Source organism: Methylomonas sp. MS20 (assembly GCF_050275925.1).
GTDB classification, from domain to species: Bacteria; Pseudomonadota; Gammaproteobacteria; order Methylococcales; family Methylomonadaceae; genus Methylomonas; species Methylomonas koyamae_A.
Genome location: NZ_CP189962.1, coordinates 5,194,491 through 5,213,390 on the forward strand (window position 1 = coordinate 5,194,491; position 18,900 = coordinate 5,213,390).

Genomic DNA, 18,900 nt, shown 5'->3' on the forward strand with positions numbered 1-18,900 from the left:
AACGCCCTCAAACGATGCCGGCCCGCAGCAAATCGTGGGTATTGAGCGCACCCTGCAAGACCCGCTCGTGATCGACAACCAACAAGGCGTTGATTTTTTTGGTTTCCATAATGCGCATCGCCTCCGCCGCCAACATTCCGGCATCGATGACTGTGCCGGGTCGGCTCATGACTTGCGCGACTTGGGTAATGTGAACATCGAGATTTTTCTCCAGCATCCGCCGCAAATCGCCGTCGGTAAAAACTCCCACCACCTTGCGATCGGCATCGACCACCGCCGTCATGCCCAATTTCTTTTCGGTCATTTCCAGCAAGGCCCTACTAACCAACGCGTCGTCGGCCACCGCTGGCACTTCGTCGCCGCGATGCATCATATCCTCGACCCGCAACAGCAGGCGCTTGCCCAGGCTACCGCCCGGATGCGACAACGCAAAATCGTCGCGGGTAAAACCGCGGGTTTCCAATAAGGACACCGCCAACGCGTCGCCCATCACCAGGGCCACCGTCGTACTAGCGGTCGGCGCCAAGCCCAAAGGACAAGCTTCCTGTTCCACCGAGACGTCCAGATGCACGCTGGCCATGCGAGCCAGCGTCGAATCGGCATTGCCGGTCATCGCCACCAAGGGCACGCCCAGTCGCTTAATGATAGGCAAGATCGTCAAAATTTCCCCGGTCTCGCCGGAGTTGGATAATGCCAACACCACGTCCTGGCGAGTAATCATACCCAGATCGCCATGGCTCGCCTCGCCCGGATGTACGAAAAACGCCGGCGTCCCGGTGCTGGCCAGCGTCGCGGCAATCTTACCGGCAATATGCCCGGACTTGCCCATGCCGGTCACGACCACCCGTCCCTTGCAGTCCAACAACAAATGGCAGGCCCGAACGAACGCCTCGTCGATCCGTTCCGCCAGACGCGCGACGGCCTGCATTTCGGTCTGAATCACCGCCAGCGCCAAGGCCTGAATATCGTTATCGCCGCTCACCCGTTACCCTGCCCCAAAACCGCAAAATAAAAAGGAACCATTATTGCATGTAACCGCCGGTAATTTCACGCAACACTTACATCCCAGCGACGATTACACCGCAAAACCGGGCGCGCAAATTCTCAATATTAACCTAACGATCATGAAACGATTTGTCACTGCGGACAATGAATAAGGAAGGGCGTCGTAGCGGATTCAGCGGCGATCGAAGGCGTTCCGATCCAGGTATGCCGGTCCTTTGCCCAATGGCTTTCATAAACAGTCACCAAAATTGGGAAAAAATCCGCAAGCTCACGACAAATCCAACCGTCGCAAGACTTGCCAAGCGTGCAAGCTGGCGGCGAACGGCAACCCGAATTCGGCCAACATCCGGCGCCTGGAAACAGGCGCTAGACTTCTCGATCGAGAAGATCACCGCGATGACGGACCATGCAGCACATCGACAAAATCATCAAATTCCATAATCTGCGAAAACACCGGCGCACACCGATTTCCGGAAAAGAACTCGATAAACAACTGGGATGCTCAAAATCCACTCGACAACGCCTGACGAAGGAACTGCCCGACCATTTAAACGCGCCGCTGATCTGCAACCGCTCGGCGGGCGGTTATTACTACGACCGTACCGACCTGCGTTACCCGTTCGAACTGCCCGGCATTTGGCTGACCGCCGGAGAACTGTAAGCCCTCATTGCCTGCCAACACCTGCTCGGCAACCTGGCGCCGGGATTGTTACGCAACGAAATCGGCCAACTCCGCGACCATCTGCAAAAATTACTGGACCGCTCGCCGGGCATCAAAACCCAGAAACTGAGCCGGGTCAAAATCCTCAGCCACGCTTACCGCTGCCGCGACGGCGACTTGTTCCTAACGCTGGCCCAAGCCCTGTTCGAGCAACAACGGCTACTGGTTCATTACCACGCCCGTAGTGACGCCCAAACCAGCGCACGGACCATCTCGCCGCAGAACCTGGTTTTATATAAAGACAACTGGTACCTGGACGCCTACTGCCACCAACGCGACGAACCGCGCACCTTTGCGCTGGACAGGATCAAGTCCGCAACCGCCAGCGGCGAACCGGCGCTTCTGCTGGAGCCGGACACACTGCAACAACACTTCGGCTCTGCCTACGGCATCTTCGCCGGCACGCCCAAACACACCGCCATCCTGAATTTCTCCGCCAAAGCCGGCCGCTGGGTCGCCGACGAATGCTGGCACAGCCAACAAGAATCCGAGTGGCTGGCCGACGGCCGCTACCAACTGCGCATCCCCTTCAACCGCCACGAAGAATTGCTGATGGATATTCTGAAATACGGCGCCGAGATGGAAGTGGTGGAGCCAGGGTTTTTGCGGGAGTTGGTGAAGGCGGCCGCAGAGAAAATGTTAGCGATGTATCGGTCGAATATCCGCGCTGACCGTGCGAGTTTGGTCAATAAACTGATCAAATTACCCGGCATCAAGGTCTGTCTGGAAGCCACCGGTATTTACCACTTCGATCTGGCGATTGCGTTGCATGACGCCGGCATTCCGGTGATGGCGATCAATCCCAAAGCCTCGCATAATTTTGCCAAGGTCTTGATGAAAAACAGTAAAACCGATGCGGTCGATGCCAATACCCTCTCCGAATATGTCGAGCGCATGGATTTCGTCGCCTGGACACCCCCTTCGAATCAGGTGTTGGCCTTGCGTGGTTTTGCTCGCCGCATCGATGCACTGACGGGTCAAAAAGCCGCCGCGAAAAATCATCTGCATGCGCTGAGTGCGACAGAGGAAACTCCGCAGGCCTTGCTGCGCGATGCCAAATTGGCGATTAGTCAGCTGGAAAAACGTATCGATACGTTGGCTAGCGAGGCGCTGGCGTTGATCGACCAATACCAGGATCTTCAACGAATATTCGAAATGCTGACCGGCATCAAAGGCATTGCCCAAACCAGCGCCATCGCCTTGATGGGCGAGCTGCTGCTATTGCCGCCCAATCTGTCGCATCGCGAATGGGTCAAGTTTGCCGGACTCGATCCCAAGGCCTTTGAGTCGGGCAAAAGCGTACACAAGAAAATGCGGCTGTCCAAGGCCGGTAACCGGCATATTCGTTCGGCGTTGTATATGCCGGCCTTGAGTGCCAAACAGCACGATCCGCATGTGCGGGCGTACTTCCAGCAAGAAACCTTTGCAAGCCGTCTGCGCCGTCATGCGTAAATTACTGCATGCGATCCATGGCATGCTGAAGTACGATCAGCCGTTCGACAACACACGGTTTTATGCCATTCCGGTACCAAATGTCGCGCAATAAAGAAACGACGAAATTTGTTGATTTTGAACAGAGTATCTACGAGCTGAAGCGGGTGGACCGGATAATTGACAGCTTTATCGGCGGATGACGCTTCGCTTATCCGCCCTACGGCCCTGGTCGCCGAAACCTTGCCGTTCGGCAGGATAACGTTTTCCAAAAAAGCTCGACGGTTTGCTGGAGGCTCGGGCGTAGTCGAAAATTTCTTGATGATTTCCAGGGGAGCTCGAACGCTGGCGTAAATAACGCCAACGTTTGAGCTCGAAACTAGAATCGCCGAGTTCGGAACATCCGTCGTCGCGTTCCAGACCGCAAGCGGCGGCATGAACCCACCGCGCTAGCGTCGTCGCTAAAAACGAATGCCGGAACCGACCGAAATCCGCCGCTTTTGCGGATGGGCGATCAGATACCTTCGGGCAATTTCGCCGCCATCATCTCCCGCCGATCCAGTTTTATGCCGTCGGCAACGAAACTGCCGTCGCCGACTGCGTGCAGGGTGCGGCGTTCCGCGCGTTCGTCGTCCAGGTAAGCGGCCAGCCCTTCCAGCACGACGATGTTATGGCGTTCGACGATGTCGATCACCCGGCATTCGATGTTCGCTAAGCATTCTTGGATTAAAGGCGCCGCGACGTGCTGGCCGCGTAGCGCGGTCAAACCGAATTTGGCGAATTTGTCGGTATCGCTGCCCGAGCAAATGCCTATGCCGACCACCCGGTCGAGCAAGTCCAGCGTCGGAATCGCCAGCACGCAGGCCTTGGTGTCGCGAAGCGCTTGATAGGAATGGTTCCACGGCCCGGTTGCGATCGCGAATTTGGGCGAGAAGTCCAACACCATGGTCCAGGAAACCGTCATCACGTTGTCGCGCCGGCCGTCGTTGGTCGTCACCCACACCACCGGGCCGGGTTCGATCAACGTGAAGGCGTGGTTGAGGGGCAGGGTTTTCATCCGGCTAGACTCCGAAAGGGGGACGCCGGTAAAGCCGTCACAGCTTCACAAGCGGTCGTGATGCGTCGCGTACCACCGGTACCGGCATAACCTTATCACCGTAGCGAAGCCGGAAACAACGCGGTAAGTTCCTATCGGTCGGTATTACGTAGCCGCGATGCAGCGTTAACGGAATCGAGGGCGTCGGCTAGTTCTTCTGGTTATATTGTCGTTGAAGTTCATGTAGTCGCTCTAGTTCCTTTTTGGTTGCTTCTTGTTGCCTTCGAAATGATTCGTCCTGCACTTTCATATCGTTCAATATCTGCTCTACGGAACGTTGTTTATTGCTCAAAACCTCTTGGCAATCGACAGGTTCCACCTGAGCTGTTGTGATTTTTATGTTTTTTATTTGTGATTCGATGGTCGCCATCTTATAGACACCGTATTTGTCCACTACAAGCAACCCTGATTTTCTTCCATAGCTCCATACGCCGGGATATATTCCAGTTAGTCGCATGCATAGATTAGATATTTTGAAGATATTTCCAATAGTGTTCTGTGCAGGAGGCTTCTCTAATTCTTCTATTTCACCAATCTCAACTATTGCTGTTTCTTTCAATTCCTTGTGCTTGCTCAATAAATCATATTCATCGCCAAGTGCGTTTTTTGTAAGCAATAGGGAGCTAATTAGTAAAATATGGCGCATTATTGTTTTTTTATAAAAAATATAATTTCAGGGTCCATGGTTAGTTTGTTATGAGCCCGCGTAGGGCGCATTAGCGGTAGCGTAACGCGCCGAATGATTAAAGACCAACATGCGGCGCAATACGGCTACGCCTATTGACACCCTACGATTGCACTTTGCGGCCTTGGCGCAGACCAGGCTTACATGGCCTGCAGTAGCGAGTCGGGAGGTGAGCGAGGGGTTAGGCCTCAGTTTTCGGCGGCGTACGTTTTCTCAAGCTCACCAAAGCTAAAGGACACTGATTTCACCGATACCAAGCTGCATGTCCGAAGTTCGGCAGCTCCGAGGTCAAAGAGACCAAAATTCAACCCCGGGCCCAGCTTGCTCTTGTAGACGACGCCGTCGAATCCTTTGTTGCGAAATAGCTCCGCAATGATCTGCGTCGGAACATACTCCGCCGAAGAGTGTGTCGGCTCGACCGGCTCTGAGAATGCGCGGTCCACCTGCGCCCAGATGTTTTCCTCAAGTTCTTCTGGCGTCGACTCATCGAAGAGGGGCTGAAGCTGGGAGTCATGCCCCACTGAGAAATCGATTAGCCGGAGGTCCTTCACAAGCTGGAACTGACCCAGCAAGAGCGTACTTCCTATCCATGGTCTTACCTCGGCCATGGCCGTCTCGCGATCGGTTGCGACATAGAGGCACGGTATGCCTTTGGGGTTCACTCTTCCCTCGTAGGCCGAGTCCGAGAGCGGTTTCATACGCTTTGGCGGAAACGGTTCAGATTCTTGCCACTGGTTCTCCCCATCGTCGCAATCGCGAAATTGGCAACCGACCTGGGCTCGCCAAACAGCTCCGCGCTTTGTCACCAGACGATGGCGCATCGAGCTACTTGCCACGAGCGCATCGAGAAACGATGCAACATCGTCAGAGTGCAGATATCGGCGCTGATGCCTCACCGTATGAGAGAAGTTGAAGAAGTCCATCCAGGATCGGAAATGCGATTGCACAGCGAGGGTTCGTTCTCTGAGGCCTAACTAGATTATTAGATAGCTTTCGTATATCCACCAAAAAACGATCCCTGAAACAATAGTTTATTGATAAGCATGGGAGTTTTCCTTCCGTATATCATCGGAGCCAAGTAGATAGAGTAGGTCTACATCAAGTTACCGGCATTGAATCAGATTGAACGGTAGGCTGCAACCGCGTGTAGTGCCTATTCGCAGCGCCCCCAACTCACCTCTCCCCCAACAACGCATAACACGCCGGGGTCAAAATCAAGCTGGCGGCCATGCCGATCAGTAGGCCGGCGGAGAGCGACAGGGTCATCGGGATTAGGAATTGGGCTTGCGGGCTGGTTTCCAGCAGGGTCGGCAGGAAGCCGGCGAAGTTAGTCAGGAAGGCCAGCAAAATGGGCCGGAAGCGGGAGCAACAGGCTTCGGCGATTAGAGCATCCACCGGCCGCTGGTCGCCGTCGTGTTGGCGCAGATAATCCAGCAACACCAGACTGTCGTTGACGACGACGCCACTGGCGGCAATCATGCCGACCAGCGATTCCATCGACAGCGGCAGGCCGGCGGCCCAGTGCGCCAACACCGCGCCGCACCAGGCCACCGGCGCCGCTATCAGAAAGATCAGCGGTTTGGCGTAGGAGCGAAATGGCACCGCGATCAACGCGTAAATCACCAACAGCGCGATCAGCGTGTTTTTGCCGAATGCGGCCAGCAGCTCTTTCTGCTCTTGGCGTTGCTGGCCGATTTTAACGTTCAGGCCGGGAAAGCGGCTTTCCAGCGTTGGGAAGACGTCGCGTTCCAGCACCGCGTAGACTTCGTTGGCGTCGGCCACGGTTGGATCGACCCTGGCCTGGACTTTCAGTACTCGTTGCCGGTCCTCGCGGATGATGCGGGCGTAGCCTTGCAGCACTTCGACATCCGCTAAGCTCGCCAGCGGCGCGCTGGCGCCGTTGGGCAGCCGCACCGGTTGGGCTTGCAGTTGCTCCAGCGAGCGGCGCTCGCGCAGCGGAAAACGCACCATCACCTTGACTTCCTTGCGGCCGCGCATGAAGCGATGCACTTCCTCGCCGTAATAGCCGTTGCGGACCTGCTCGGCCAGTTGTTCCAGGCGCATGCCCAGCCGTTCGGCCTCGGGCTTTAGCGTTAAGTGAATTTCCGGCTTGCCGGGCTCGCCGGAATCGATTACGTCGTACGCGCCGCGAAAGCCTTTGATTTGTTGCTTGAGTTGTTCGACCGCCGGGCCGAGTTGGGCCGGATTGTCGGCGCCGACCGTCAGTTCCAGGTCGTAAGGTTCGTCGCCTTCCTTGAAAATGAAATCCACCTGGCCGATTTGAATCTCGCCGATGCGCTTGCGCCAGTCGCGGATGAAATCCTCGACCTTGATGCGTTGGCGGCCCGCCGCCGACAATTCCAACCACAGTCCGCCGCCGTGTTCCCAGACGATGGTTTCGACGCCGACGATCACGCTATGCTCGGGATCGTGACCGCGTTTGCCGGCCGTGGGCGGCACGCCGTCCAGTTCGTCGCGCAATTCAAACAAGGCGTTTTCGACGCGGGTGGCCAGGGCTTGCGCCTCGCTATACGGCGCGCTTTGCGGCAGCCGGATCGAGACCCAAAAGCTGTCCTTGGACACGTCCGGATTGATCGATTGGCGGACCCGGTCGCTGGCGACCAAACCCCAGCAAATAATCAGCAGGGCCGCGAACAGCGCGACGGTCAGATAGCGCCAGCGCAAGGCCGCCGCCAGTAGCGGCCGGTACACCCGCTCGACCAAACGGTCCAGGCCGCCGTTCAGCCGCGCGCGCAGCCGGTGCAAGGCGTTGCCCGTGGTCGGCGCCTGTACCGGCGCGACCAGATGCGAGGGCAGAATCAGCAGCGCCTCGATCAGCGAAAACACCAGCGTCAGGATCATGATCAGACAGATCGGCCGCATCATTTGTCCGGCCCAACCCGGCAAATACAAGCCCGGCAGAAACGCGACCAACACGATCAACACCGACAGGGTCACCGGCAGCGCCACCGCGCGTACGCCGTTGACGGCGGCTTGCAGCGGGGTTTCGCCGCCATCGATTTGCCGGCTGTGTACGCTTTCGCCGATGATGATGGCGTCGTCCACCAACACGCCCATCGCCAATAAAAAGCCGAACAGCGACAGCATGTTCAGCGAAATATCCAGCGCCGGCATCAGCCAGAACGCGCCCAGTACCGACGTGAAAATGCCGACGCCGGCCCACAAGGCCACCCGCGCCCGCAGGAACAGCGTCAACACCAAACACACCAGTAAAAAGCCGCTCAGGCCGTCCTCGAGCAAGGTGCCGATGCGCTCGTCGTAGGCCTGGGAATCGTCCCACCAGCTAATCAGCCGCAAACCTTCCGGCAGCCCGGCGCGGATGGCCTCGATTTCGGCCTTGACCTTGCGCGCCACCGCCACGCTGTCGCGCTCGGTGTGGATTTCCCAGCCCTGCGCGGTTTCGCCGTTGTGGCGCCAGTCGTACAAGCGTTCCTCCAGGCCGTCGCGGATCGTGGCGATTTGGTCCAGCCGTAGCCGGTTGCCGTCAGGCAGGGTCTTGACGATCAGCGCGCCGACCGCGTCGGCATCCTTGGCCCGACCAGCCACCCGCAACAACAATTCGCCGTCCGGATTGCGGATCAGGCCGCCGGGCAGATCGACCGACGCCGCCCGCACCGCTTGGGTGACTTCGTCCAGCGTCAATTGATATTTGCGCATTTGTTCCGGCGCGACTTCGATGCCGATTTCGTAAGCCCGTTCGCCGTAATTGCGCACCCGGCTGACGCCGGGGATGGTCGACAGCTGTTGCTGAATCCGGTCGCCGAACTGTTGCAATTTGAAGGCATCGGTGTCGCCGTGCAGCGCCACCCAGATCACGCCGTCGTCGTCCTTGCGGTCGGCCGGCAGTACGTCGATTTTTTCCAGTTGCTTGGGCAGACGCGGAATGGCTTGCACCCTGGCGCGCAACAAGGCCATCATTTGTTCGCGATCCCGGTCGGGGCGGATTTCGACCGACACCAGACAGGTATCGCCCTGGATTTCGCCGTGCAAATGCTTGATACCGGGCAAGTCCTGAATCGCTTCCTCGATCGGTATGCACACCGATTCCTCGACTTCGGACGGTCCGGCGCCGGGGAAGGTGGTGGCGATCTCGATCTGATGCGGACTGAAGCGCGGAAACACTTCCTTGTCGATGTCCAGCATGCCGATCACCCCGCCGGCCAGAATCAGCAGCATCAGCAAATTGGCCGCGACCGGGTTGCCGGCAAACCAAGCCAAGACCCCGCCCCGGCGGGCCGCGCCGTGCGAGCGGCTCATGGCCGTTCTGCCGAGACTTCGACCCGCATGCCGGCCACCGGCATCGGCATGTCCGAAACCACGATGCGCTCGCCGGCGTTCAGGCCGGATTTGACGATGACCCGGCCGGGCTCGCCGCGCAGAAGCTCCACGTCGCGGAAGGTCAGGCGTTGTTCGGCATCGACCAGCTTGACTTGGCCCAGATTGTTCAAGGCATTGCGCGGCAAGGCGTACAGTCCGGCCCGAGCCACCCCTTCGATCTCGGCTTGCACGAACAAGCCGCTCAATAGCGGCGCTCCGCCGTCGCGGCTGTTATCGGGTTGTTCGACCTGCGCGACCAGAAACAATTGGCCGCTGCTGCTGTCCAGCTCGGCTTCGCCGCGAACGATGCGCCCCCGCCAGGTTTGCGGCTGGCCGGCCACCTCGGCGCTCAAGGTCACCGCCGGCCATTGCCCGGTCCGGCCGGATAGGCCCAGCGGCAAATCCAGAAACGCCAGTTCGTTGATGCCGACCGGTAGCCGGATTTCGGCGATGTCGTTGGCGTAAATCCGGGCGATCGTCGCGCCGGCCGGCAGAAACTGGCCGCGGCCGACTTGCTTATTCAGCACCCGGCCGGAAAACGGCGCGCGGATTTCGCAGCGACTACGGTCCAGCTTGGCCTTGGCCAGATCGGCTTCGGCGGCCTGCAATTTGGCCTCGGCTTCGGCCAGCTGCGGTTTGCGCAAGGCCAGATCGCTGGCTTCGCCCTCACCCAGCGCCTGCCATTCGCTGCGGGCTTGCTCGGCCTGGGCGCGTTCGTTGATCAACACCCGTTTGGCTTCGGCGATCTTGGCCTGGGTCGCGACGATGGCGTAATCGTAGTCGCGCGGATCGATGCTCGCCAGCAGCTCGTCGGCCTTGAAGAAGCCGCCGGACACCAGGGCCGGGTGCATCTTCTCCACCTTGCCGGCGACTTGGGCGATCAAGTCGATGGCTTCGCGTGGCGCGACCACGCCTTGCGAATGCACGTTCAACTTCAAGGTTTGCGGTTCGGCTTTGATGACCTCGACACGCGGTACCGGCGGCTCGGCCGGGGCCGGCAGACTGCCGGGTCGCAACGCGATCATCGCCCAGGCCGCGCCGACCGCGGCGGTCAGCACCACGGCCGGCAAAATCAGTGGTAACCATCGGGAATGTTCGTTCACACCGGGCCGCCCAAGGCCAAATACAAGTTAATGCGATTGGTTAATAACTGCCGCCGCACCGCCAGATGCGCGCTTTGCGCATTCAAGGTGCTGCGATAGCTGTCCAGCAAGGTCAGAATTTCGATCAAACCTTGCTGATAGGAATATACCGCCAACTTGCGGCTGGCTTCGGTTTGCTCGACCGCCTCGCGCAGCGCGCGTTCCTGGTCTCGCAGCCTGGCCTCGGCGGCCAATGCCTGTTCGACTTCGCGAAACGCGTTCAGCGCCACGCTTTGGTATTGCTGGTAGGCGTCACGGACGCGGGCTTCGTTCAGGCGGATGTCGGCCTGCAAGCGATCGCCGGTGAACAAGGGTTGGGCCAGACCGGCCGCCAAGTTCCAGGCCGCCGAGCGCGGATCGACGATGTCGGCCAGGGCCGGCGTACTGGTGCCGCCGCTGCCGGTCAGCGTCACGCGCGGCAGCAAGGCTTTTTGCGCGCTTTCCAGCCGGGCGTCGGCGGCCGCCAAGCGCCGAAACGCGGCGGCGATATCGGGGCGGCGTGTCAGCAATTCCGCCGGCAGGCCGACCGCCAAGGCCTGGGGCGTTTCCGGCAAGGCCCGGCGGCCGGCCAATTCGCCGTCGGGGTAGCGGGCGATCAGACTCTGCAAGCGCTTGGCCAGAATCTGCACGCCGTTAAGCGCGCTGGCCGATTGCGCTTCGGCATTGGCCAGATCGGTCAGGGCCAGACGCAAGTCCAGGCCGCGGGTCAGGCCGCGATTGAAGCGGCCGCGAATCAACTCGACGATCACTCTGCGATCCTTGACCGACTGCCCGGCGACCTCGGCTTGCCATTGCGCTTCCAGCCATTCGAAGTAGGTCTGGGCGATCGCGGCGGCCAGCGACAGGCGGGCGGCGGCGTAATCGGCGCCGGTCGCGTCGGCGTCGCGTTCCTGGCCGATTTGGGCGGCCTTGATTCGGCCCCACACGTCCAGCTCCCAGCTGGCGCTGAACAGCGCGCTGAAGGCGCCGGACTCCACCGATTGGCGGCCGTCGGCGTCGCCGCGCTGGTAGCCGGGAACGAAGGACAGTTGCGGCCAGCGACCGGAGCCGGCGATCACGGCTTGTTCGCGCGCGGCATCGACCCGCGCGGCGGCGGACAGCAGGTCGAAGTTCTCGGCCAGCCCCACCCGGATCAGCGCGTTCAGTTGCTCGTCGCCGAAACCGGCCAGCCAGCCGGCTATCGGTTCCTGCACGCTCGCCGCTTCTCGCCATTGCGCGGGCACGGCCAAGGTCAACGCGGCCGGATCGCGTTCCGGCGCGGTTTCGCAAGCGCTTAGCACGCCGGCCAGACTGCCGACCAGCGCCGCGCGGCGGACATTGAATTTCGGTATTCGAATCAAGCGATGAGCGATTTAATGGGTTTTAGGACGGCTCTTTTTCAACCAAATGACCACGCCGGTGACCGACAGCATCACAATGGTCAAACCCAACAGGCACACGAAGATCCGGTAGGGCATGCCGAACACGTTGGCCATGTGCAAGGCCGCCAGCCAAGCGGTAATGGTATTGCCGTTGTATTGGCCGCTGGGCAACAACAGCATTTTTGGCGCGCCGCTGACCGCGTCGATTACCACCCGCAATTGGCCGCCCTTGTCTTGGAAATCCAGGTCGCTACGCGCGCTGTATACGTAAAAGCCTCGGCCGGCGTTATACCAGATCGCCGCGGGTTGCAATACCGCGAAGCCTTGCTCGACGCCGGCTTTGCGCGCGGCGGCGTCCGCCAACTGAAAGGCCTCGCCGATCACGACCGGCGGGTTTTGCAAGGGTTGCGGCAATTCGGGAATGTCGGTCCAGGGCTGCCGGAAATCGCTGACCGTCTGCATCACCTTGGCGTAAACCGTATCGCCCAAGTTCATGTACACGCTGGACCAGGCGAAAACCAATAGCGCGATCCACACCCACAAACCGCCGGCGCGGTGCAAGTCGTAATTGATGCGGAACGGCGAGCCACGCCATTTTACCGCCCACGCCGGCCGCCAGCGCCGCCAAAACGACGGGCCCGCCGAGCGAGCTGCTAGCGGCTTGGCCGGCAAGGTCAGATAAAAACCGACGAAGCAATCCAGGGTCCACACCAGCGCGGTGATGCCCAATGTCCAGGCGCCGATGTCGTCCAGGGCCAGGTTGTAATGCAGTTTATAGATAAAGGGCATCAAGTTGCTTATGCCTTCGGTAATCGCGCCCCAGTGCCGTCGGCCCAGTTCCGCGCCGGTGTAGGGGTCCAGAATCACTTGATCGAAATCCAATGCCAGCGGCTGGCCGGTTTGGGCATCGTTGTTGGGCGAAACGCCAATATCGACGTGGCGCGGCGACAGCCACAAGGAGGCCACCCGCGCGCGGCTGCCCAAGGCGTGTTCGGCGCTATCGAGTAACTGCGGAATCGGCAAAGTTTGCCGCCCGGCGGGTTCGGCGTATAGGTGCGGGCTGATCAGGCCGTCCAATTCCTCGTAGAAGGCCAACAGACTGCCGGTCAAACCGACCACGATCAAAAACGCCGTCATCGCCAAGCCGGCATAACGATGCACCAGCACCCAAAACGGGCGAATTTTCATAAGCTCTCCTTTTCGATTCGGACTTACCAGCCGTTAGTTTGGCACTCAATCTAATAAGACGACTGAGACCGCAAAATCCCCACCAAAACAGCCGATTATTTGGATTGATGGATGAAGATGGGAAATTTGCCTGGGTGTTTGCGGCATTCGAACCGGAGGCGATCGGCTCAATGCCGGCCGATTCACTGGTCTGGGCGCTAGGTTGACGCCGTTAGCGAAGACTGGGACGAAATTGGCGGCATGTCGCGATAACCCGGCTGAACAGGCTCGCCCGAATCTTCGCGTTACGCGTTCTCGGCTGAAAATTACTGTTCGAAGCGCCGCGGGGGGGGCATTCCCCCCCACGTCCGAAAATCGCGCCGATTTATTGCTCTCTGCGCTGGTATGTCCAATTAGGGTTATATTTTTCAGGCGACGCGAGGGGCTGGGTGTTCGCATTGAATGCGGGATCGAAAATCTTTCCAAAATTTAGGCATATGCTAGGATAGGAGTGTGTGCATATATGCTGGCAATTTTGCATGGCAATTAGAGTGGTTGTAGATACAAATGTCCTGGTTGCCGGCTTGATCGGCGGTAAAGGACCGAATCGAGAAGTTCTTCGCCGTTGCCTCCAAGGCGATTTACAGCCCTTTGTCGGCAACGCACTTTACCTTGAATATCAAGACCTTCTTAATCGGCCGAAGATTCAGGCTCTTTGCAACCAAACTTCGGTGGCTTTGCAGGAATTTCTTGATGGTTTTGCACAGGTTTGTACCGCAATCGACGCCCGCTACTTATGGCGGCCCAATTTAAAGGACGAAGCGGATAATCATTTGGTGGAACTGGCGATTGCCGCTCGTGCCGCTTACATCATCACCAACAATGTGTCGGACTTTGCCCATGCCGAGCTTAAACGGTTGGGTTACGAAGTCGTGACACCGGAGCAAATATTGAGGTTATTAAAATCATGACAACCTTATCCATTCGATTGCCCGACGATATGGCCGAAAGGCTGAAAAACATAGCCAAGGTCCGCGACATCAGCCTCAACAAGCTGATGTTCGAATTATCCATCCAAGCCTTGGCGGAAGAGGATGCCAAACAACGCTTTCTAGCCGCCCAACTGCGAGGCGACCCTAAGCGGGCTTTACGGTTGTTGGACGAATTGGATGCGCTGGGGCTTTAAGAAGCCTGTAATTTGTAGGGTACATTAGCGGCAGCGTAATGCGTCGCATGATTAAAGGCCAACATGCGGCGCAATACGGCTACGCTTATTGACGCCCTACTATTACGTCTTACGGCCTTGAGCAGACACGCCCGGATCTTCGCGTTACGCGTTCTCGGCGGAAAATGAATGTGCGAAGCGCTGCGGGGTGGTGGGCGTTCCTTGTTCGTTCCTATTAGGGGCTCGCGCTGTTTATACTCTCCGCAGATACGTTCAGTTGCTACGATTGACCGTAGCCGCTGATTACATTTGTAAACCGGCTAATTAATTTGTTAGGCTTTTGGGGCGACGAGATTGCTTGAGCAAATGGGGGTGACGCAATTCGACCCACAAGCGACATTCGCTCCAGTTTTACTAATGTCCGCAAATTGATAATAAGCTGATGTGGGGTTTGCAGTGGTAGGCTGGGTTGAATGATAATGAAACCCAGCTTAGAAGTGGTTAAGTTTTCTAATACTTAAGAGCAGTTCGAATGTAAAGAAACTAGGTTATTTCAAAGCAATTGCTGGGTTTCGCCTTGCTCTATCCAGTCTACGACCCTCAGATTTGGCATTGGTACAAGTAGGTAAAAGGAAGAATTGCCGTCTGTACGGCGGATGACGCTTCGCTTATCTGCCCTACAGCCCTGCGCGACCATAGATAGTTAGGATTCAAAATGGATGAAAGTAACGCAAACCCATTAGGTCAAGACCCTAAAAGGGAAAAATCTGGTAGTGATACTTTTCGCAAGTATAATTACCAATATCACTGGGCTTTCTGTCGCATGCTAGATGAGCACGAAAAGGGTAATGAATTTGCTCTTTTTATAGAAGAGCACGAGGACGTTACTATTGCGAGTTCTTTAGATGTTGATAAAACCACATTCGAGTTTAATCAAGTCAAAGAAACATCCAAAACCTATACTGTTGATAACCTTACAAAGAAATCGAAAAAAGAGCCTAAATCTATAATCGAAAAATTGGCAATTAGCTGCTGTGATAAGAGCTATACAGATAAAATAACGAGAGTAAACTTTGTTTCAACTGGTGGATACAGTTTTGATATTAATAAAAAAGGATATACCTTTGAAGTAATCAATTCTGGCCAATTGAGCAAAGAATAAGAAAAAAAGATTACAGACTGTATAGCGCACATCAAAGATACATCGGAGTTCTTTGAAAAGCTAGCATTCATAATACCAGACCTACCTGATAAAGGCTTCGATCATGTGGTCGAAGGAAGAATCAGCTCCTTGATAAGCAAGCTAGTACCTGGCTTAAATTACAACTCTAATTCTATATACGCATGCATTATTAGGGACTTGAGTAGAAAAGGGGAAAATAAATTTGATTATCAAAATTGGGATGAAGCACTTAGAAAAAAAGCAATAACACATAAGCAATTGACAGAAGTTATTGAGCAACATATAAGCCGAAAGCCTGACGAGAATATTGCGAATGAATTAACTTTTATTCTAACAAATGATTATTCACTAAATTCTATAGAAAGAAGAAAGGTTCGTAACGCTTTCGACCGCTATTATACAAAAAGAGCGGCAAATAGAGAGCCTTTGATAAAGTCTGTTTCAGACGACCTGATTATTAATATTAACAATATTATAGAAAGCTGCTCTAGTGCTAAAGATTTAGAGGCAAAAGTAATAACAAATCTTAATGAGAAAACATTGTTATTTTTCTCAAGCTCAGAAGATTTCACTGGTGCCTTTCTGTATGAATTTCTGGCGAACGTAAAAATATGAGGCAGGATAATTTTAGTTATAAACGATTAGTGAGAAGTCTAAGGAAAATATCTGATGAGAGAAATGTATTTCAATCGACTGACCATAATAAGCAAAACACAAAAGAAAGCAGCCCAGTTCGACTTCTCAAAGAGCTACAATTTAATACTATCAAAAGAAAAGAATAGCGTTGGCAAATCATCTCTTGTTAAGAGTATATTCTGGTGCTTTGGCTGTGAGCCTCAGTTTGATGATAATTGGAAAGCTCTTGATAGCAGAGTGATATTGGAATTTGAGATTAATGAAAAGTCATACCTTTTGGCTAGACATGGTCATAGATTTATTCTGAAGGATAATCAAAACAATTATATGGCATTTACTTCGCTAGGAGATGGTTTTTCTTCTGCGATTATGCACCTAGTTAATTTCAATGCTCTATTAGCAGTACGTGATAAAGATGAAGTTACGATACCTTCGCCAGCTTACTACTTTTTGCCTTTCTATATAGACCAAAAGCAGAGCTGGGCGAATGCCTGGGCAGGCTTTCTTAATTTAGGCCAATTCGCAAACTGGAAAAAGACAATAGTTCCTTATCACACAGGAATGATTAAAAAAGATTACTTTGATACTACTGAAGAAATTTACTCAAAAAAAGTTGAATCTACCGAAGTTAAAAAATCAATTGAGCGATTAGATACTGCAATTTCAGTAGTATGTGATATCCCATTTTTAAATGGCCTAGTCTTGAAAGAAAAGGAGCTTAATGAAGTTGAAGAACAAATCAATGTTGAAGTTATGGATTTATACTATCAACAAGAAATCCTGTTCGAAGAGTTGGCTTCCCTAAGAGCGGAAAAAGCTCATGTGGAGTCTCAGATCATTGTGGCTGAAAATTCATTTATCGAGGCTAGCGAGGATTACGAATTTGCAGAATCTCTAGATGAAGATATTGAATGCCCTACATGTGGGGTTATCCATGACAATTCTATTGTAAATAGATTTACTTTGCTGCAAGACAAAAAGCAAGCTGAAGCCATAATTCAAAGACTCAACTCAGAGTTGATTGTATTGAACGAAAACATAGAGAAAAAGGACGTTGAATTTAAAACACTTAGAGCGCACATTAGTGAGCTCGATCAAAAATATTCATCACCGGAAAACCCAAATAGTTCTTTCTCTACTATCCTTGAAGCAATTGCATCGAATTCGGTGAAAAAAAAGGTTGAAGGGAATAGATGCGTTCAAGTTGAAAAATTGCATAATCTTACTACCGATGAGCAACGTCTGATTAACGAAAGAGCCAAGGCTTCTAAAAATAGTAGAGAGCAGGTTAAAGAGGACTTCCAGGAGTTATTTCCACGCTATGTTACTAAACTCAAGGCTTTTGGGGTTAATACTAGCTCTATAAAATCCCCAGAAAATTATTCTAAAGTTGCAGCAAGCGGCGGTGCTGCAGAGTCAACGAGAGCAATGCTTGCTTATTATGTCAGCATATATAATCTGATTTATAAGTATGGGGAGCATGTTTTATGCCCTCTTGTCATTGATACTCCGAATCAGCACGAGCAAGCAGCAAAACATTACGATAGTATTGTCTCGCTACTTCTTGATGAGCTGCCTAAAAAATCGCAACTATTTGTATGCGGAATGGATTCTGAAAAGTTAAAGCCAATAAAGGATCTAGCAAAAGTAATATATTTGGATGTTGAGCACGCCCTGCTGAATAACACCACATATGACAGGGTCGAATCAGGATATTCGTATATATTTGAATCAGATTTTAATAGTGTATAACAAGTTGCCTAACGAGAGCCATGCTTGGCCAGCTTGTGGATATCTTCGCTAGCTGACTCTGCTCTACTGGACCGCTTAGCAAGGCGTTGAACGGCTGCTCTTAGGCTTTCACTTGTCGTAAACCATAAACTCCTGTTTGTCTCTTGATGGCCGTAAGCCGTCACTAAATTTTAGCGACACTCGACCGCAGCACGGGTTCAGGTCTTGCTTCAGCAGGTCATTGGCGCCGATCAGGTCTTCAGGGCTTTGATAGTTCGATATCAAGGCGTCGAGCAGGTCAGTCGGGATGGTTTTCGATGATACGGTCATGGCTTCCTCCTTATCGGAATCGGTAGTCTCCTACCTCAGGACCGTTTACACAAAAATTCTTACACTCTCCACTGCGCCCGAGTAATCAAGGCTCCGAGCCTTGCCCGCAACTCTAAAAGTCTTGTGCGCAACACTCCGAGTGATAAACGCAAGGCTCCGAGCCTTGCCCGTAACTCTAAAAGTCTCGCGCGCAACACTCCGAGTAATAAACACAAGGCTCCGAGCCTTGCTCGCAACTCTAAAAGTCTCGCGCGCAACACTCCGAGTAATAAACGCAAGGCTCCGAGCCTTGCCCGTAACTCTAAAAGTCTCGCGCGCAATTCTCCGAGTAATAAACACAAGGCTCCGAGCCTTGCTCGCAACTCTAAAAGTCTTGTGCGCAACATTCCGAGTGATAAACGCAAGGCTCCGAGCCTTGCTCGCGATTTTAAAAGCCTAGTCAGCTATTCCCGCTGCGCGACGCGCTTATTTACGCCGAATACGGGATTGGTCGGCAGGCATATTCCTGCCGGTAGTTGCTAAAAATGCGGCCCTATTGATCAGGGGAATTCCGTCGGGCCGAGTTCGTTGAAGCCCCGGCGGGTGCGCCCTTCGACAAGCGGGCGGTATTTAAGGGCCGGGCAATAACGAGCCGGAACGGATTTTTCCCGGCGTGGACAAAAAAATAGGCGCATACCGATCATGTGATTTGGGTCGGGGATAAAGCCGCTTCCGTCGGTTTGTTTGATGCGCCGGGGACAAAGTCCTGTCATGGCCGTTGGGGTAAGCGGAGTATCAAACCGCTGAGCAGGCCTGCGTTGGCCGGTAGGCGCGGCTGGCGTTTTCGGTGGGTTGGCGGCGGATTCCGGCCGAAAACGCCGACGCAAAAAAAGCCCCCGATCCGATCCCGGACGGGGGCTGTGGAAGTAC

At 54.6% G+C, this 18,900-nt stretch carries 14 protein-coding genes and 1 pseudogene; 6 read left to right on the plus strand and 9 right to left on the minus strand.

What is annotated here, in order from left to right; all coding sequences use genetic code 11:
* Window positions 1–7: 7 nt before the first annotated feature.
* The gene (locus ACQE3D_RS23165; RefSeq protein ID WP_281021693.1) at window positions 8–982 is read right to left on the minus strand and encodes a KpsF/GutQ family sugar-phosphate isomerase; all 975 of its coding nucleotides are present in this window, start codon (window positions 980–982) and stop codon (window positions 8–10) included.
* Between the two features lie 429 nt (window positions 983–1,411).
* Here ACQE3D_RS23165 and ACQE3D_RS23170 point away from each other — a divergent pair, with 429 nt between their 5' ends.
* Both ACQE3D_RS23170 and ACQE3D_RS23175 read left to right on the plus strand, forming a co-directional pair.
* Complete coding sequence (locus tag ACQE3D_RS23170) at window positions 1,412–1,666, plus strand: HTH domain-containing protein (RefSeq protein WP_313730307.1); 255 nt, start codon at window positions 1,412–1,414, stop codon at window positions 1,664–1,666.
* Between the two features lie 45 nt (window positions 1,667–1,711).
* Window positions 1,712–3,178, plus strand: coding sequence for a WYL domain-containing protein (locus tag ACQE3D_RS23175; protein WP_313730306.1), 1,467 nt, complete (start codon window positions 1,712–1,714; stop codon window positions 3,176–3,178).
* A 493-nt stretch (window positions 3,179–3,671) separates the two neighbouring features.
* Here ACQE3D_RS23175 and ACQE3D_RS23180 read toward each other — a convergent pair whose 3' ends face one another.
* The 7 genes from ACQE3D_RS23180 to ACQE3D_RS23210 form a co-directional block, all read right to left on the minus strand.
* Window positions 3,672–4,214 (minus strand): flavin reductase family protein, encoded by a 543-nt coding sequence (locus ACQE3D_RS23180; RefSeq protein ID WP_071159117.1) that lies wholly within the window; start codon window positions 4,212–4,214, stop codon window positions 3,672–3,674.
* 187 nt (window positions 4,215–4,401) lie between these two features.
* On the minus strand, window positions 4,402–4,899 hold the full coding sequence (locus tag ACQE3D_RS23185; protein WP_313730305.1) for a hypothetical protein: 498 nt from the start codon (window positions 4,897–4,899) through the stop codon (window positions 4,402–4,404).
* 227 nt (window positions 4,900–5,126) lie between these two features.
* The gene (locus ACQE3D_RS23190; RefSeq protein ID WP_313730304.1) at window positions 5,127–5,861 is read right to left on the minus strand and encodes an RES family NAD+ phosphorylase; all 735 of its coding nucleotides are present in this window, start codon (window positions 5,859–5,861) and stop codon (window positions 5,127–5,129) included.
* Window positions 5,862–6,111: 250 nt separating this feature from the next.
* On the minus strand, window positions 6,112–9,216 hold the full coding sequence (locus ACQE3D_RS23195) for an efflux RND transporter permease subunit (RefSeq protein ID WP_313730303.1): 3,105 nt from the start codon (window positions 9,214–9,216) through the stop codon (window positions 6,112–6,114).
* Window positions 9,213–10,379: an efflux RND transporter periplasmic adaptor subunit gene (locus ACQE3D_RS23200; RefSeq protein ID WP_313730302.1), complete on the minus strand. Its 1,167-nt coding sequence runs from the start codon at window positions 10,377–10,379 to the stop codon at window positions 9,213–9,215. Before ACQE3D_RS23200 ends, ACQE3D_RS23195 begins: the two co-directional genes overlap by 4 nt.
* Window positions 10,376–11,758 carry an efflux transporter outer membrane subunit gene (locus ACQE3D_RS23205; protein ID WP_313730301.1) on the minus strand — a complete coding sequence of 461 codons (1,383 nt, stop codon included), beginning with the start codon at window positions 11,756–11,758 and terminating at the stop codon, window positions 10,376–10,378. The genes ACQE3D_RS23200 and ACQE3D_RS23205 overlap by 4 nt, the downstream gene beginning before the upstream one ends.
* 12 nt (window positions 11,759–11,770) lie before the next feature.
* Window positions 11,771–12,967, minus strand: coding sequence for a PepSY-associated TM helix domain-containing protein (locus ACQE3D_RS23210; protein WP_313730300.1), 1,197 nt, complete (start codon window positions 12,965–12,967; stop codon window positions 11,771–11,773).
* A 518-nt stretch (window positions 12,968–13,485) separates the two neighbouring features.
* Between ACQE3D_RS23210 and ACQE3D_RS23215 the strand changes: the two genes are divergently transcribed.
* The 4 genes and pseudogenes from ACQE3D_RS23215 (at window position 13,486) to ACQE3D_RS23230 (ending at window position 17,682) form a co-directional block, all read left to right on the plus strand.
* A complete protein-coding gene (locus tag ACQE3D_RS23215) occupies window positions 13,486–13,917 on the plus strand; it encodes a putative toxin-antitoxin system toxin component, PIN family (RefSeq protein ID WP_064023876.1) in 432 nt (143 codons plus the stop codon).
* Window positions 13,914–14,132 (plus strand): ribbon-helix-helix protein, CopG family, encoded by a 219-nt coding sequence (locus ACQE3D_RS23220; protein WP_168028442.1) that lies wholly within the window; start codon window positions 13,914–13,916, stop codon window positions 14,130–14,132. The genes ACQE3D_RS23215 and ACQE3D_RS23220 overlap by 4 nt, the downstream gene beginning before the upstream one ends.
* Before the next feature lie 694 nt (window positions 14,133–14,826).
* Window positions 14,827–15,909, plus strand: a pseudogene (locus ACQE3D_RS23225) (DUF4297 domain-containing protein).
* A gap of 54 nt (window positions 15,910–15,963) precedes the next feature.
* Window positions 15,964–17,682, plus strand: coding sequence for a hypothetical protein (locus ACQE3D_RS23230; protein ID WP_313730298.1), 1,719 nt, complete (start codon window positions 15,964–15,966; stop codon window positions 17,680–17,682).
* A gap of 108 nt (window positions 17,683–17,790) precedes the next feature.
* Here the strand turns inward: ACQE3D_RS23230 and ACQE3D_RS23235 are convergent, their stop codons facing one another.
* Window positions 17,791–17,991: a hypothetical protein gene (locus ACQE3D_RS23235; RefSeq protein WP_313730297.1), complete on the minus strand. Its 201-nt coding sequence runs from the start codon at window positions 17,989–17,991 to the stop codon at window positions 17,791–17,793.
* Window positions 17,992–18,900: the final 909 nt, after the last annotated feature.